This window comes from Klebsiella sp. CN_Kp104 (assembly GCF_040064515.1).
Lineage (GTDB): Bacteria > Pseudomonadota > Gammaproteobacteria > Enterobacterales > Enterobacteriaceae > Klebsiella > Klebsiella aerogenes.
The window spans coordinates 491,727-507,259 of sequence record NZ_JBEAII010000002.1 but is presented as its reverse complement, the minus strand read 5'-3'; the positions used below and the strand labels follow the sequence as shown (position 1 = coordinate 507,259).

At 56.9% G+C, this 15,533-nt stretch carries 13 protein-coding genes; all 13 read left to right on the top strand.

The annotated features are described in order from the left end of the window. The first annotated feature begins 4 nt into the window (after positions 1-4). Positions 5-1,348 carry a type VI secretion system baseplate subunit TssK gene (tssK, locus tag ABLU80_RS04435; RefSeq protein WP_015366554.1) on the top strand — a complete coding sequence of 448 codons (1,344 nt, stop codon included), beginning with the start codon at positions 5-7 and terminating at the stop codon, positions 1,346-1,348. Between the two features lie 17 nt (positions 1,349-1,365). Further along, entirely contained in the window at positions 1,366-2,592 is a 1,227-nt protein-coding gene (locus ABLU80_RS04430; protein WP_161799899.1) for a DotU family type VI secretion system protein, read from the top strand. Between the two features lie 2 nt (positions 2,593-2,594). Continuing rightward, entirely contained in the window at positions 2,595-6,206 is a 3,612-nt protein-coding gene (gene tssM / locus ABLU80_RS04425; RefSeq protein WP_048230895.1) for a type VI secretion system membrane subunit TssM, read from the top strand. Positions 6,207-6,222: 16 nt separating this feature from the next. After that, the gene (gene tagF, locus ABLU80_RS04420; protein ID WP_348849759.1) at positions 6,223-6,930 is read left to right on the top strand and encodes a type VI secretion system-associated protein TagF; all 708 of its coding nucleotides are present in this window, start codon (positions 6,223-6,225) and stop codon (positions 6,928-6,930) included. An 11-nt stretch (positions 6,931-6,941) separates the two neighbouring features. Next, positions 6,942-7,952 (top strand): type VI secretion system protein TssA, encoded by a 1,011-nt coding sequence (tssA, locus tag ABLU80_RS04415; protein WP_032711670.1) that lies wholly within the window; start codon positions 6,942-6,944, stop codon positions 7,950-7,952. Positions 7,953-8,027: 75 nt separating this feature from the next. Continuing rightward, complete coding sequence (gene tssB / locus ABLU80_RS04410) at positions 8,028-8,552, top strand: type VI secretion system contractile sheath small subunit (RefSeq protein WP_015366559.1); 525 nt, start codon at positions 8,028-8,030, stop codon at positions 8,550-8,552. A gap of 3 nt (positions 8,553-8,555) precedes the next feature. Continuing rightward, the gene (gene tssC, locus ABLU80_RS04405; RefSeq protein ID WP_049053513.1) at positions 8,556-10,055 is read left to right on the top strand and encodes a type VI secretion system contractile sheath large subunit; all 1,500 of its coding nucleotides are present in this window, start codon (positions 8,556-8,558) and stop codon (positions 10,053-10,055) included. Between the two features lie 59 nt (positions 10,056-10,114). Continuing rightward, positions 10,115-10,513, top strand: a complete 399-nt coding sequence (locus ABLU80_RS04400) for a Rap1a/Tai family immunity protein (RefSeq protein WP_227505474.1) — start codon at positions 10,115-10,117, stop codon at positions 10,511-10,513. A gap of 177 nt (positions 10,514-10,690) precedes the next feature. After that, positions 10,691-11,044, top strand: coding sequence for a T6SS amidase immunity protein Tai4 family protein (locus ABLU80_RS04395; RefSeq protein ID WP_230249670.1), 354 nt, complete (start codon positions 10,691-10,693; stop codon positions 11,042-11,044). Positions 11,045-11,348: 304 nt separating this feature from the next. After that, complete coding sequence (locus tag ABLU80_RS04390; RefSeq protein WP_015366565.1) at positions 11,349-11,831, top strand: type VI secretion system tube protein Hcp; 483 nt, start codon at positions 11,349-11,351, stop codon at positions 11,829-11,831. A gap of 172 nt (positions 11,832-12,003) precedes the next feature. Next, entirely contained in the window at positions 12,004-13,731 is a 1,728-nt protein-coding gene (gene tagH / locus ABLU80_RS04385; RefSeq protein ID WP_348849758.1) for a type VI secretion system-associated FHA domain protein TagH, read from the top strand. After that, positions 13,731-14,525, top strand: a complete 795-nt coding sequence (locus ABLU80_RS04380) for a protein phosphatase 2C domain-containing protein (RefSeq protein WP_015705455.1) — start codon at positions 13,731-13,733, stop codon at positions 14,523-14,525. The genes tagH and ABLU80_RS04380 overlap by 1 nt, the downstream gene beginning before the upstream one ends. A 21-nt stretch (positions 14,526-14,546) precedes the next feature. Next, positions 14,547-15,530, top strand: a complete 984-nt coding sequence (locus ABLU80_RS04375) for a hypothetical protein (protein ID WP_348849757.1) — start codon at positions 14,547-14,549, stop codon at positions 15,528-15,530. The last annotated feature ends 3 nt before the right edge of the window (positions 15,531-15,533 follow it).

The following is a 15,533-nucleotide window of genomic DNA, read 5'->3' as shown; positions in this document are numbered from 1 at the left end:
TTGTATGAATAAAGCAGAAAAGGTGGTCTGGACCGAAGGCATGTTTTTGCGTCCGCATCACTTTCAGCGGGCAGAAAGCTACCTGCAAACGCAAATTCGCGAATGGGGCGGATTACAGCGCTCCTGGCTGTGGGGTTTTCTTGAGATTGAACTTGATGATGCGATGCTGCGTCAGGGGTGCATTGCCCTGAGCTATGCCAGCGGCCTGCTGCCGGATGGAACTTTCTTCCAGTTTCGCGATGCTCGTCAGGGCCCGGCGCCGTTGCAAATCCCGGATAACGTCACGGGGGAAAAAGTCGTATTGGCCTTGCCGGTTCGTCGCGGCGGTCGGGAAGAGGTTATCTTCAGCGAGGAAAAAGACTCGCTGGCGCGATTTACCGCGTTTGAACAGGATGTGGAAGATGACAATGCGCTGTCGGTCGGCGATGCCACCGTGCAGTTTGCCCGCCCGCGGCTCACCCTGATGCTGGAAAAGGATTTGACCGCCGAGTGGACGGCCATCGGCGTGGCGTTCATCGCCGAAAAGCGCAACGATAACGCCGTAAAACTCGATAATGGCTATATCCCGCCGATGCTTAACGGCATCAATCATCCTTTGATTTACGCGATGATCAACGACTTGCATGGTCTGCTGGCGCAGCGTAGCCAGCAAATCGGCAGCCGGCTGCGACAGCCGGGGCGTTTTAATACTTCCGAATTAATTGAGTTCACTCTACTTGCGCTTGTCAATCGCCATCTCGGCCATCTCTCACATCTCAAAACGCTGCCGTTAGTTCATCCCGAGTCATTGTGGAATAGCTGGCTGCCGTTCGCCGCCGAGCTGACGACCTGGATGGCGCAGCGCGGTCCGGATGCTGCGCTGCCGATTTACGACCATGACGATCTCGCTAGCTGCTTCGGCAAACTGATGCTGTTGCTGCGCCAGGGGTTATCACAGGTAATGGAAGACAACGCCATCCAGCTGCCGCTGATAGAACGGTCGCATGGGTTGAACATCGCGACGGTACCTGAGAGCAGCATGGTGCGTGATTTCGGATTCGTATTGGCGGTTAAAGCCAGCGTACCGGGTGATGTACTGCAAACGCACTTCCCGGCGCAGATGAAAGTCGCGCCGGTGAGCAAAATTCGCGATCTGGTGCAACTACAGCTTCCGGGTTTAATTCTGCGCGCTATGCCCGCCGCGCCGCCGCAAATTCCGTGGCATGCCGGTTACAACTACTTTGCAGTCGAGAAGGGCGGCGAGCTGTGGAACGACATGGAGAAATCTGGCGCCTTCGCCCTGCATCTGGCAGGCGAGTTCCCCGGCCTGGATATGGAATTTTGGGCTATCCGTAGCCCGTCGGAATAAGAAAGCGAGCGTTGATGATGCAGGAACAACAGGCCGCTGCCAGCCATGGCGTAAGCGGCAATAATCCCCTGGTGACGGCCGCCAACCCATTGCTAAATGCGATCCCCCAGATCCGTCATTCGGTATCGCACGATGACCAGGCCGGTTTGCGCCAGCGTTTGATTGATGAAATCCGCCGTTTTGAAGTGCGCGGTCAGCAGGCGGGGTTACCCTACGAGGTGATAGTCGGCGCCCGTTACTGCCTGTGTACCGCACTGGACGAGGCGGCGGCCTTGACGCCATGGGGGAGTAGCGGCGTCTGGTCGGGCAGCGGTCTTTTAGTGACCTTTCATAACGAAACCTGGGGCGGGGAGAAGTTCTTCCAGTTGCTTGCGCGCCTGTCGCAGAATCCGCGTGAACACATTAATCTGTTGGAACTGATCAACTACTGCTTATTGCTCGGCTTTGAAGGACGTTACCGGGTAATGGATAACGGCCGCACGCAGTTGGAAACCATCAAACAGCGCCTTTGGCAGATGATTTGCGGCGTACGCGGCGGCTACGCGCCGCCGTTATCGGTTCACGGCGAGGATCGCCCGGTGCTGCGTAAACTGTGGCGTCCGGTGGTGCCGCTGTGGGCCTGCGTCGCGCTGGCGGGGTTCGCCGCCTGTCTGTTCTATATCATTCTTAACTGGCGGCTTGGCGATGCCACCAACCCGGTGTTGGCGAAAATTTACCAGACGCCGTTGCCGGAAGCGTCGATTGCTCAGCCGGCGGAAAAATTGCCGGCGGTACTTAACCTGCGAGGTTTTCTGCGCCCGGAAATTGCCGAAGGGCTGGTTGCGGTCCGTGACGAAGCGGACCGCAGCGTGGTGATCCTCAAAGGCGACGGGCTCTTTGCTTCGGCCTCAACGGTGGTGCGCGATCGCTACGACCCAGTCATTGACCGTATTGCGCAAGCGATGAACAACGTCAGCGGCCGCATTCTGGTGGTCGGCTATAGCGATAACGTGCCTATCCGCAGCGCGCGCTTTGCCTCGAACTACGAGCTGTCCCTGGAACGCGCGCGATCGGTACAAAAACAACTGCAAAATCATCTGACGCAGCCCGAACGCGTAAAAGCCGAAGGGCGAGGGGAAATGAACCCCATCGCGCCGAATACCACTCCTGAGAACCGTGCCCGTAACCGCCGTGTGGAAATTACTCTGCTGGTGTCGCCCGATAATACCCGGGCTGAGCTGAACGGATTGCCCCAAGGAAATTAAGGATGCTGACACTTCTGCTTTCCATACTGACCAACCGGCTGCTGTGGGGTTTTCTCGGCGCCACGGCGGTGGCGGCCGTCATCTGGATGATTGGCCCGCTATTGTCGATTGTCGATACCAGGCCGCTGGAATCGGAACAAAACCGCGTTATATCTATTGCGCTGGTCTACCTCATCTGGGCGCAAAGCCACATTCTGCCGCGCCTGTACAACGCCTGGCTCAACCGCAAGCTGATGGATAACCTGAAGGAAGAAACACCGAAGGGCAACGATCCGCAGCAGCGCCTCAATAGCGAAGACCAGATCCTCGCCGATCGCTTTGATGAAGCCGCGCAAATGTTGAAAAAAGCGCACTTCAGTAAAACCGGTAATGGTCAGTGGACCCAGCGCTTTAGCACCCACTATCTGTATCAGCTGCCGTGGTATGTGATTATTGGCGCATCTGGCTCCGGTAAAACCACCGCTTTAGCCAACTCCGGGCTGCAGTTTCCGCTAGCCGACCGCTTCGGTAAAACGGCGTTACGCGGCATCGGCGGCACGCGCAACTGTGACTGGTGGTTTACCAACGAAGCCGTGCTGCTGGACACCGCCGGGCGCTATACCACCCAGGAGAGCGAGCAGGCGCAGGACGCCAGCGAGTGGCTGAAGTTTATGGGGTTATTGCGGAAATACCGCCGCCGCCAGCCGATTAACGGCGTTATCGTCACGGTAAGTATCTCCGATCTGTTAACACAATCGACGGAGGCCTCGCGGCAGCAGGCGGTTAATCTGCGCCAGCGTCTCTCTGAACTACATGAACAATTGGGTATTCGTTTCCCGGTATACGTACTGGTGACGAAGGCCGATCTGCTTAAAGGCTTCCGCGCCTGGTTTGCCGGTTACGACAAGGCGCAGCGCGATCAAATCTGGGGCTTCACTTTCCCGTGGGAGCAGGCAAGCCTTGCCGACTTCGACCTGATGGGCCGCTTTACCCAGGAGTTTGCGTTACTGCAACAACGGCTTGAAGCGGGGCTGCCGGATACGATGCTGCAAGAGCATGATGCCAAAACCCGCGCCGAAGCCTGGCTGTTCCCGCAAGAGTTTGCGGCGTTGCGACCGCTGTTAGCGGACTATCTTAGTACCGTTTTTGCCCGCTCTAACTTTGAAACCGAGTTTTCACCGCGCGGCATTTATTTCGCCAGCGGCACCCAGGAAGGGCTACCGTTCGACCGCGTGATGGGCGAACTCAATCGCGCGCTGTCTTTACCGCAGGGAAATGAAAACGACAACTGGGACTCGGTCAGTAAAGAAGCGCCGATCCCCGGCGCCAAGGGCCAGAGTTATTTCATTAAAAACCTACTGCAAAACGTGATTTTCCAGGAAGCCGGCATCGCCGGGCAGAACCGCTGGTGGGAACTGCGTAACCGCGCGGCGATCTGGTCAGGCTATGCGGCGCTCGCGGCGCTGTTAATCATTTCATGCGTACTGTGGCTGACCAGCTACGGCAAAAACAAGGCCTACCTGCAAGAAGTCTCGGCGAAGGTGCCGCAGGTTGAGCAGCAGAGCAAGGCGCTGCAAAACCCCGAGCAGCGCGATCTGTTCGCCATGCTGCCGCTACTCAACGGCCTGCTGGAATTGCCGAAGAGCGCCGATTTTGACGTCAACGACCCGCCGGTTAGCCGCCGGATGGGGCTCTATCGCGGAAATGATGTCAGCGACGCCTCGCAGACGCTGTATCAAAAAGCGCTGCAGCAAATGCTGCTACCGGATGTCGCCATGCGTATCACTACCTGGTTACGCAACGACAATGGCAGTGACGCCGAATATAGCTACGAGGCGTTGAAAGCCTATCAAATGCTCTATCAGCCCAAGCAGTATGACGGCAAGTTTTTACTCTCCTGGGTGATGCTTAACCTGCAGCGCAACCTGCCGCAAAACGTGACGCAGGCGCAGCTACGACAGCTGGAAGGGCATCTGGTCCAGCTACTGGAACCGCAAATCCAGTCCTCGCCGTATGCCAAAGACGATGCGCTGATCGCCCGCGAGCGGGCGTTGATTAACCAGCAGCCGCTCTCCTCAAGAGTGTATGGTCGTCTGAAACGTCTGCTTGAGCATGACGACAATCTGAAAGCGGTCTCGCTGGCGACGCTCGGCGGGCCGCAGAGCGAACTGGTGTTCTCGCGTAAAAGCGGTACACCGATCGCAGAAGGCGTGCCCGGGCTGTACACGCCAGATGGCTACTGGCAGGTGTTCAATAAACAGATCGATAACGTGACCAGCGCGCTGCATGAAGATGATATCTGGGTGCTGGGCGCCGCCAGCGCGTCGGAAGATAAGCAGCAAACCGATAACGCCGTCCGCCAGCTCTATATGCGTGATTTTATCGCCAACTGGGATCGCTTCCTCGCCGATATTCAGCTCAACAATAGCGCCGATCTGTCATCGCGGATCAACACCGCGCGTCTGCTTTCCGCCAGTAACTCGCCGCTGCGCCGGCTGGTTATCAGCCTGAGCCAGGTGCTGAACCTGGCGCGCGCTGAGCCGGATACGGTTAAAAGCGAAAGTTCAGCCGAGCAGGGCAACCGTGCGACCCGAACGCTGGAAGCGCTTTTTCGCCATGATGAGGGCGGCGCAACCCAGGGCGCGGCGCTTAGCCAGACGCCGGAACAGCTGGTAACCGAACACTACGCGCCGCTGATCGAGCTGGCGCAGCCGTTGGAAAAGGGCGGCAAAACGATTGTGTTTGACGACTTCCTCAAACAGATCGACGAACTTTATCGCTACTTGACCGCGGTACAGGATGCCGCCAACAGCGGTATGCAACCGCCGGGCGGCGATGCGATTAGCCGTCTGCAGGCCAGCGCCGGGCGCTTACCGGGCGGCCTGCAAACCATGTTCAGCAAAATGGCGGTCGGCGCCAGCAGTGATACCCAGCGCCGCGATCTTGATAACGTACGTAAACGGATTAACGTGGAAGTCGGCGGATTCTGCCGCCAGGCTATCGCCGGGCGCTATCCTCTAGTTCGCAGCGCCAGTAGCGAAGTCACGCCGGACGATCTGGCGCGTATGTTCGCGCCGGGCACCGGCATGATGGATACCTTCTTCCGTGACAACCTGACCAATAAAGTCGATACCACGCAGTCCAGCTGGCGTTTTATGCCCGGCATCGATGGCAAAACGTTGCCGGGTAGTGAAGGGTTATTAAGGCCTTTCCAGCAGGCGCAATCGATCCGCGACGCGTTCTTTGCCAATGGCGCGACCACGCCGTCATTTAAAGTGACGGTGCGCACCATCAGCATGGACAACCGGATCCTCAACCTGACGCTGGATGTTGATGGCCAGCAGTTGCGCTACAGCCACGGTCCGCAGGCGGTGCAAATGATGAGCTGGCCAGGGCCGGGCGGCACCAATCAGGTGCGTATGCAACTCGGTCTGGCCGATGGTACCACCTCGACGCTGGTGACCAGCGGCTCATGGGCGCTGAACCGCTTCTTTGATAAAGCGCGCACCGCGCCCGGCAGCAGCAGTTTGAGCCGTCAGGCAACGTTTAACGTCGATGGTTATCAGGTCACGCTGGAGTTTGCGCCGAACAGTATTCGCAATCCGTTCCAGCTTCCCCGTTTCTCATGTCCATAACCGCAAGGAAAGCCGAATGACTCACGCCCCTGCGATGAGCTGGTACGGGAAACTCCCCAGTACCGGCGATTTTTTACAACGTCGATTTCCGGACATGCTGGTTCGCCAGTGGTCGCAATGGTTTCAGGTGGGGCTGTTGGCCTGGCAACAGGAGCAACAGCGTAGCGGCGAACGCCAGTTCAGCAACGCGCCGGTGTGGAATTTTATCGTCCCGCCGATGTTGAGCGGCCAGATGGTACAGATGGGGTGTCTGATCCCCGGACGCGATCGGGTAGGCCGCCAGTATCCCATCTGTGCGCAAATGGCCTTCAACCCGCTGGAGTGGTCGCCTTCAATCCTCACTCAGGCCGGAGAGTGGTATCAGCAGGTGGGCAGAACGCTGCTGCATGCGGTACGTAATGGCTTTTCCGCTGAACAACTTGACCTGGCGCTACTCGCCATTCCGGCGCCAAAGCTGGTAGAGGCGGAAAAGCGTTCGGAAATACTCGACGTGATTGGCTATCAGCAAGATGGGCAAAGCTCCCTTGGCTGGCAGCAGGCGGCGGACTGTTTTGATCCGCAGCGTCAGACCAGTTTTTGGTGGACCAACCGCGCCGATGGTTATCCGCTCTATACCCACGTCCATAGCGGTAATTTGACCGGCCAGCTGTTCACGCTGCTGTTTGATCCCGCCGGGGGCGCGAGACCGGGCCGTCACGGTCTGTATCCGCCGATGTTTGAATAAGCAGGTAGGCCATGAATATTGATGAATTCCTTGCTCCGGTTAGCGCGGAGCAGCCCTGCGGTGAAAACCTCGAATATGACGCCGATTTCCAGGCAATGGAACAAGCGATGCAGGGTAAAGCCGAGCAGCAGTTCGGTGACACCATTATCCCGGCGGAACCCGCTGACTGGACGACGGTAGAAAAGCTGGCGGCTGGGTTACTTAGCCGCACCAAAGATTTGCGCGTCATGCTGGCGCTGACTCAGGCGTGGACAAAACGCCGCGGTCTGAGTGGTTACGCGGATGGCCTGCTGCTGGTGCAACAGGCGCTGTCGCTTTACTGGCAGCCTATCTATCCGCTGCTGGAAGAGTATGGCGAAACTGATCCGTTTTACCGCATCAATGCGCTCGCGGGGCTAAGCGATAAATCAGCACTGACCAGCGCGTTACGCAATGCCGTGCTGTTACGCAGTAATGGCGATGAACTGCTATTGCGCGATGCGCAGGCGCTGCTCGATGGCAGTAAAACCGAATGCGCGGATTATCCCGGCGGCCGTTCGCGATTGATTGATGAACTGGCCCGCGGCGGACAGCCGGGGATAGACGCCATCCTCGCCATTCACCAGCGCTTGCAGACCATCCGCGAAATATTAAGCGATTGTCTGGGTGAAAGCGGCGTGCCGGAAATGGAACAACTGCAGAAGACCGTCGGTATCGTCGCCGGCGCCTGCCAGATCACCGATATTTCGTCCTTTCACGCGTCCCGCGAGGAGAGTGCCGTGAGTGAACATCAAGCGATTCCCGACGCGCTTGCGCCGTCTGCCGTTGACTGGCGCAGCGCGCAAATCAGCAGCCGCGCCGAGGCGCAGCAGATGCTGGAAAAAGTAAAACAGTACTTCGCCCAGCACGAACCGAGTCACCCCGCGCCGCTGATGATTGAACGGGTACAGCGGCTGATTGAGCTGGATTTTATGGACATCATCCGCGATTTAGCGCCGGACGGCGTTCATCAACTGGAAAACATTTTTGGACGTCGCGACTGACGCGTCCGGACATTATGGCGACAGGCATAAGGTCTGGCGCTCAACCTTTACCGCGCATCTTCGATGGAGAACATCATGGCAATAAGTAAAAGTGGGCAGAAATTTATCGCACGCAACCGTGCGCCCCGCGTACAGATCGAGTACGACGTAGAGATTTATGGTGCGGAACGCAAAATCCAGCTTCCGTTTGTAATGGGGGTAATGGCGGATCTGGTGGGTAAACCGGTCGACAACCAACCGGCGGTCGATGAACGTAAGTTCCTCGATATCGACATTGATAACTTCGACGAACGTATGAAAGCGCTGAAACCGCGCGTCGCTTTCCAGGTCGACAATACGCTGACCAACGAAGGCAAACTGAACGTCGACTTAACCTTCGACAGCATGGACGACTTCCTGCCGGATGCCGTGGCCCGCAAAGTGGAGCCGCTGAACAAACTGCTGGAAGCCCGTACCCAGCTTTCGAATCTGCTCACCTATATGGACGGCAAAAACGGCGCGGAAGAGCTTATTGCCAAAATTTTGCAGGATCCGACGCTGCTCAAATCGTTGAGCCAGATGCCGAAACAAGATGACAGTGCGAAAGGTAGCGAGGAGTAATCGATGAGCAACCCGACTCAACAAAATGAGCAGCAGTCCAGCCAGGCCTTTAGCCAGGATGAATTCAGCGCGCTGCTGAACAAAGAGTTTCGCCCGAAAACCGACCAGGCGCGTTCCGCCGTTGAGAGCGCGGTAAAAACCCTCGCGCAGCAGGCGCTGGAGAACACCGTCACGTTTTCCAACGACACCTATCGCACCATCCAGAACCTGATTGCCGGTATCGATGAACAGCTGTCGCGGCAGGTGAATCAGATCCTGCATCATGACGAGTTCCAGAAACTGGAAAGCGCATGGCGCGGCCTGAGCTACCTGGTCAACAACAGCGAAACCGACGAGATGCTGAAAATCCGCTTTATGAGCATCTCCAAGCAGGAGCTGGGGCGCACTCTGAAGCGTTACAAAGGGGTGGGCTGGGACCAGAGCCCGATCTTTAAGAAAATTTATGAACAGGAGTACGGCCAGTTCGGCGGCGAGCCATTCGGTTGCATCGTTGGCGATTACTATTTCGACCATAGTCCGCAGGATGTGGAATTACTGGGCGAAATGGCGCGAATCGGATCGGCTGCGCATTGTCCGTTTATTACCGGTACCGCACCGGAAGTGATGCAGATGGAGTCCTGGCAGGAGCTGGCGAACCCGCGCGACCTCACCAAAATCTTCCAGAATACCGAATACGCCGCCTGGCGTTCGCTGCGCGAGTCGGAAGACGCGCGTTATCTGGGGCTGGTGATGCCGCGCTTCCTGTCGCGCCTGCCGTACGGGATTCGAACCAACCCGGTGGACAGTTTTGATTTTGAAGAGCAGACCGACGGCGCGGATCACAACAACTATGCGTGGGCCAACTCGGCGTATGCGATGGCGGCGAACATTAACCGTTCGTTCAAAGAGTTTGGCTGGTGCACCTCCATTCGCGGCGTGGAATCCGGCGGGGCGGTGGAAAATCTGCCTTGCCACACCTTCCCGAGCGACGATGGCGGCGTGGACATGAAGTGCCCGACCGAGATCGCCATCAGCGATCGCCGCGAAGCGGAGCTGGCGAAAAACGGCTTTATGCCGCTGATCCATCGCAAAAACTCCGACTTTGCCGCCTTTATCGGCGCGCAGTCGTTGCAGAAACCGGCGGAATATCATGATGCCGACGCCACGGCTAACGCCCGTCTGGCTGCGCGTCTGCCGTACTTGTTCGCCTGCTGCCGTTTTGCTCACTACCTGAAGTGCATTGTGCGCGACAAAATCGGCTCCTTCCGCGAGCGCGATGACATGGAACGCTGGCTGAACGACTGGGTGATGAACTATGTCGATGGCGATCCGGCTAACTCGTCGCAGGAGACCAAAGCGCGCAAACCGCTGGCGGCCGCGGAAGTACAGGTAGCGGAAATCGAAGACAACCCGGGTTACTACACCGCGAAGTTCTTCCTGCGTCCGCACTACCAGCTGGAAGGGCTTACCGTGTCGCTGCGTCTGGTTTCCAAGCTGCCGTCGTTGAAAACCAAGGAAGCGTAATATGATGCCGCCGGGAGGCGACTCCCGGCAGGTACAACGCCATGGAAGAAGGTAAAGAAATGAAATTATTACCACTCTGCACGCTGGGACTGCTCACGGTGCTGACGCCATTTACGGTCGTCCAGGCGGCTGATGATTCCGCCAATTTACTGCGCGATCCCAATCAACTATCACGTAATGATGTGCGGTTGAGCGGCGAAAAGTTTCTCAAGGCCTGGCTGGCGCAAGACAATACCCAGCAGCAGTTAAAGGCCAATATGTATCTGCTTGGCGTGATGGATGCAACAGAAGGTAAAGCCTGGTGCGGTTATCAGCAGGCACTGCCGGGATCGCTTCGAGAAAGCGTCTACAGCTATTTCAAAAAGCTGCCCGACGAGCGTAAAAAACAGCCTGCGGCGATGCTGATTACCGAAGCGTTGGCGAAGGAGTTGCCTTGCCAAAAGGGAGCAACGTCATGAGGCTTCCCTGGCGACAACATGATGCAATGCAACTCTGATTGCTACACCGACTGCAAAGAAATATGGTTTTGGGAATTGAGGTAGCAACCAAAGCCAATTTTTGGGAGTTGCCATGAACAGAATCATTATCAGTCTGCTGCTTGCAGTGCGTCGGCTTATGCCGGGGACGACCCGGTATTGTTTGTTAAACAGCTACCTTATAAGCAGGTTGTTAAAGACGTGGTTTTATCCCGCTGTCTGGCTCAGGTAGCCGATGATAAAAGTCAGTTTTCTGTGGATGTTGCGCGCAGTAGCAATGCGTTGCTGGAGTGGGTGCCTTTCGATATTGAAAACGGTAATGACAAAATTAACGCCATTATTGCTCAATACAAAAGTGCCACCAATGGCTTTCATTCCGAAAGACAACCCGCAATTCAGGGCGTCACTTTGAATTGTTTGCGCCTTTATCATAGTACGGAACTGGATAAATTAACTTCCCAGATAATCATCTGTGATCCTAATAAAACCTGGAGTCAGGATAACCCGCATTAATTTCAACTTTGCATTCCTGCTATTTCACAGCATGAGTGTTAAGACCAGCAATGGGCTTAAGCCTGTTGCTCTGAGGCAGAGGTAAAATATGGATGGTTTTATTCAGCCCCATGCTTTTCTGTTTGCCATATATACCCGTCATACTTCAAGTTGCATGTGCGTTGGCTTTCCTCGCTCACCCCAGTCACTTACTGGAGTAAGCTCCTGGGGATTCGCTGTGTCGCCGCCTTCCTGCAACTCGAATTATTTAGGGTATAAGTGCTTTTTCGAAAGCAATAATTTTCATTAACGAAGAGTAGATATTATGGCTATTGATATGTTTCTGAAGGTCGAGGGTGTAACCGGTGAATCAAAAGATTCTAATCACACCGGTTGGACTGATATTACCTCTTTTTCCTGGGGCGCATCCCAGCCGGGTAATATGAGCGTGGGCGGCGGTGGCGGTGCGGGTAAAGTGAATTTCAACGACCTGCACGTAAATGCGCTGATCGACAAATCCACCACCGCGATTCTGAAGCACTGCTCCAGCGGCAAGCACCTGACCAAAGTTGAACTTTCGGTCTGCAAAGCCGGTGGTCAGCAGGTTGAATATGCGCGAATCACCCTCGAAGATGTACTGGTGACTTCCGTTCAGTACACCGGCGCCGATAACGGCGACACCGTTGGCGTAACCTATGCCTTCCAGGCGGCGAAAGTGAAACAGCAGTACTGGGAGCAGACTTCCGCTGGCGGTAAAGGGGCAGAAAGCAGCGCCGGCTGGAATATCAAAGAAAATAAAGAAGCATAATTATATTGCTGTCACCGGGTTCAGGGAATAATTCCTGAACCCGGTTTTTACCGGTGAGCATTATATTCGCATAGAGATCATCGATTATATCAATAACTCGCCCGTAAACGCCGCCGTTCTTATTCCGAGAGCGGCAGCGTTTGTGCGCCAATCATATCAGCAGGAATAGGCTATGCGATTCACGATTATTTCGACCAAAGCCGGTCATCAGCCCCCGCAGGGCAGCTGTGACTTTTACGCGCCGGGCGGTACCATTGGGCGCGGCACGGACAATAACCTGGTGCTGCCGGATGACGACCGCGCCATTTCTCGCCTCCAGGCCATCGTTCACGTGGCGGCAGACGGCGAGTGCAAAATTACCAATCGCGGCAACGTGACGCGGGTGGTACTCAACGAGATCCCGCTGGAGCGGGGGCGTCAGGTTGAACTCCAGGATGGCGATATCCTCGCCATTGACGACTATCGCATCGAAGTCAGCGATCTGCTGCAGGATAGCCAACCGATAAGCCGAATGGCGGCGAGCGGTCAGCCGCCTGTCACTGCGAAACCGTCGACACCAGCGCCATCCGCAGCGCCCACCGTGGCGGAAGCCGCGCCAACCGCGGTACCGTCAGAAATCTGGGATAGCCTGATGCAGGAATTCTCGATTGCCGACAGCATCTCCAGCAGCCGGGCTAAGCCGCAGGCCGATAATGCGCCGAATCCCTTCGCCGAGCCGAAGCCTGCCGAACGTAATCCGGAAGATCCGCTGGCGATGTTCGCTGATAGTGAACCTCTGTTTGAGCGCCCACCGGTGGCGACGGACGACCTGTTTGCCGATGACACCCCATTTGATCGCGACAGTATCTTTGCCGACGTTACGCCAACGACGCTGGTGCCGCCAGTTGAAAAACCGGCTCAGCCTGTCGCCGATGAGCCGCAGGCAGAATTGGATCCGCTGGCGCTCTTTGGCGGCGACGCCAGCGCCAAAACCGCGCGTCATGACGATCCGCTGGGGCTAATGGGCGGCGCGCCGCTGACATCGGTAGATGCCTTCAGCAACGAAGAGCCTGCTAAAACGGTTGCCGACGAGCCTGATGCCGCTTTTGATTCGCCATTATTAATGACCCAGCCGCCGCAGGAGCCGCCCGCGGCAGCGCGCGAAGAAGCGCCGGAAATAACCTTACCGACGCCGCAGGCCGTGGCGCGGCAAGCCGCCCAAACGCCAAAAGGGCGCTTGCGTATCGATCCCGTACGTCATGAACATCAGGCGACCAGCACGCCGCAGCCGGGTAACGGCGAAGTGCTGCAGGGAGAGCTACTGGAAGCCTTACTGGAAGGCATGGGGCTCGGTGATATGCAGCCGGTGCCGCAGTTCGACAAAGAGAATATGCGACAGCTTGGCCAAATGCTGAGCATGTTTTCGCAGGGAACCGTCGCGCTGCTCTCTTCGCGTTCGATCCTCAAACGCGGCGTCAAAGCCGATATGACCATGGTACTGGACGACGCCAATAACCCGTTCAAGCTGTTGCCTTCCGGGAAAACCGTGCTGATGCAGATGTTCGGCGCGCGGATGCCGGGCTTTATGCCGCCGAAAAAATCGGTACGCGATGCGTTGATTGACCTGCAGGCCCATCAGTTAGGGATGATCTCGGGGATCCGCGCCATTATTGCCGCGATGCTGCAGTCCTTTAATCCCGAGCAGCTGGAAGAAGAGGCTAAGCGCGATGGCCATACTTCGCGCCTGGCGCTTCCGGCCAGCCGCAAAGCGGCGTTATGGGACTATTTTGTCCGTACCTACGGCGAAACCGCCGGGGAAATTGAAGACGATTTCCACACCCTGTTTGGCGAAGCGTTCCTCTATGCCTATGACATGGAAGTGAATCAGTACAAAGACTCACAGAGCGGATCGGAAGAATAATGGACATTACCACGGCTTCTCTTTCCCGCCAGGGAACGCGCGCCAGCAATCAGGATCAGACCGGCGAATGCGTCGGTGAGCGCTCCGCCTGCTTTGTGGTCTGCGACGGCATTGCCGGGTTGCCCGGCGGCGAGGTGGCGGCGGAACTGGCGCGCAACGCGATTCTGGATCGGTTTGACGGCGATAATCATCTGAACGCCCAGACCATTCGCCAGTATGTACAGCAGGCCAACGGCGCCATTCTCCAGCAACAGCAGGCGACGCCGGATTATCGGCGAATGGGCACCACGCTGGTGAGCCTGTTTATCGATCGCGATTATAAGCTGGCCTATTGGGCCCACGCCGGCGATAGCCGGTTATACCTGTTTCGCCGCGGCTGGCTGTACCACGTCACCACTGACCACAGTCTGGTCCAACAGATGAAAGATGCCGGACATCAGACCGACGATATTAACAGCAACCTGCTGTACCGAGCGTTAGGCATGGCCAGCGACGGTGCGGAAGCCAGCTATAGCGATGTGGTGCCGGTCGAAGACGGCGATGCCTTTTTGCTCTGTACCGACGGTTTCTGGCACGGCGTCGGCGAAGAGCAGATGAAATCCTCCCTGCAGATGGTTAATACCCCGCAGGAGTGGTTAACCCTGATGAATCAGTATCTTCAGAGAAACAATGACGGCGACCAGGCTTCGCAAGACAACTACAGCGCCGTCGCGGTATGGATGGGCAGTCCGGAAGAGGCGACGCTGCTGCACTCGCTGGCCGACGCCGCGCAATTTTTCCCCCTGCGGGATTGAGACAGGCTAAGAAGGATTTTTATGAAACATTGGATATTGGGTGCGGCACTATTTGCCGCCACCGGCGTCGCACAGGCGGAAAACTACCGTATCGTGCAATCGCCTTCGCAAAAACTGGATGTCTGGATCGATAACATCAAGGGTAATACCGCGCAGAGCTGGTGCGCTAATGAAGTGGCGCTACGCATCGTCGCCAACGGTAACAAGAACGTTAAGATACTGGATAACTTCCTGCCACGCGTCGGCGCGTTAATGGAGCATCAGTGTTCGCGTTTACAGCAGCTGAACTGGACGCTGGTTGACGCTAACAATGGGCATATTGCCCAGGGAAGCGCGGCGAAAAACAAAAAATGGGCGGTAAAAGTCGCGCCCGCCGAGACCGCCGCGGCGGCGGAAAAGCCCGTCGCGCCAGCCTGGCTGCCGCCGGAAGAGAAGGCGGAAAAACTGTCTCCCGCCGCCGACCGCACGCCGTGGCAGGAGTTCACATTGCAGGGCGGCTGTCGACTGCGCACCTTCTGGCAGGAAAACGCCGCCGCCTTATTCATCCCCGCCGTTGAATCCGGTAGTTGCGAAAAGGGCGGCTGGCTGAGCGGTCGCACCGTCATCACTCAATCCGTTAACGGTAAAGAAAAGCAGAGCACCGTGACCTTCGTACACGGTTTCCCGGTCCTGGGTCTCAATGCCGCCGCTGACCCCAAAAAACTACTCATCACCGCGGTCAATAATCAACGCATGGTAGTCAGCAATGAAAACGCTCAACAAAGCTGGATGATCCTGCCCTATGTCGCCGGGCAAAACGGTTGGCAGATGACCGGCACGCTGGCTATCGAAATGTCCCAGGAACTGGCCAACGATCCGTCGCGTCTACAGGCGCGGATAGAGGCGGCGCGTAGCGTCTGGACACCGTGGCTGGCGCCGGATATTAAACTCAACGTTGTGCTGATCGACGGCCTGCACCCGCTGCTGCGTAACCCGGCGGCCGGCGCATGGCGCGCGGCAAACTAAGGA

Coding starts and splice junctions, on each gene's coding strand:
- ABLU80_RS04380 (WP_015705455.1), top strand. CDS start 13,731: ATGGACATTACCACGGCTTCTCTTTCCCGCCAGGGAACGCGCGCCAGC.
- tssC (WP_049053513.1), top strand. CDS start 8,556: ATGAGCAACCCGACTCAACAAAATGAGCAGCAGTCCAGCCAGGCCTTT.
- ABLU80_RS04400 (WP_227505474.1), top strand. CDS start 10,115: ATGAAATTATTACCACTCTGCACGCTGGGACTGCTCACGGTGCTGACG.
- ABLU80_RS04430 (WP_161799899.1), top strand. CDS start 1,366: ATGCAGGAACAACAGGCCGCTGCCAGCCATGGCGTAAGCGGCAATAAT.
- tssM (WP_048230895.1), top strand. CDS start 2,595: ATGCTGACACTTCTGCTTTCCATACTGACCAACCGGCTGCTGTGGGGT.
- tagF (WP_348849759.1), top strand. CDS start 6,223: ATGACTCACGCCCCTGCGATGAGCTGGTACGGGAAACTCCCCAGTACC.
- ABLU80_RS04375 (WP_348849757.1), top strand. CDS start 14,547: ATGAAACATTGGATATTGGGTGCGGCACTATTTGCCGCCACCGGCGTC.
- ABLU80_RS04390 (WP_015366565.1), top strand. CDS start 11,349: ATGGCTATTGATATGTTTCTGAAGGTCGAGGGTGTAACCGGTGAATCA.
- tssB (WP_015366559.1), top strand. CDS start 8,028: ATGGCAATAAGTAAAAGTGGGCAGAAATTTATCGCACGCAACCGTGCG.
- tssA (WP_032711670.1), top strand. CDS start 6,942: ATGAATATTGATGAATTCCTTGCTCCGGTTAGCGCGGAGCAGCCCTGC.
- tssK (WP_015366554.1), top strand. CDS start 5: ATGAATAAAGCAGAAAAGGTGGTCTGGACCGAAGGCATGTTTTTGCGT.
- tagH (WP_348849758.1), top strand. CDS start 12,004: ATGCGATTCACGATTATTTCGACCAAAGCCGGTCATCAGCCCCCGCAG.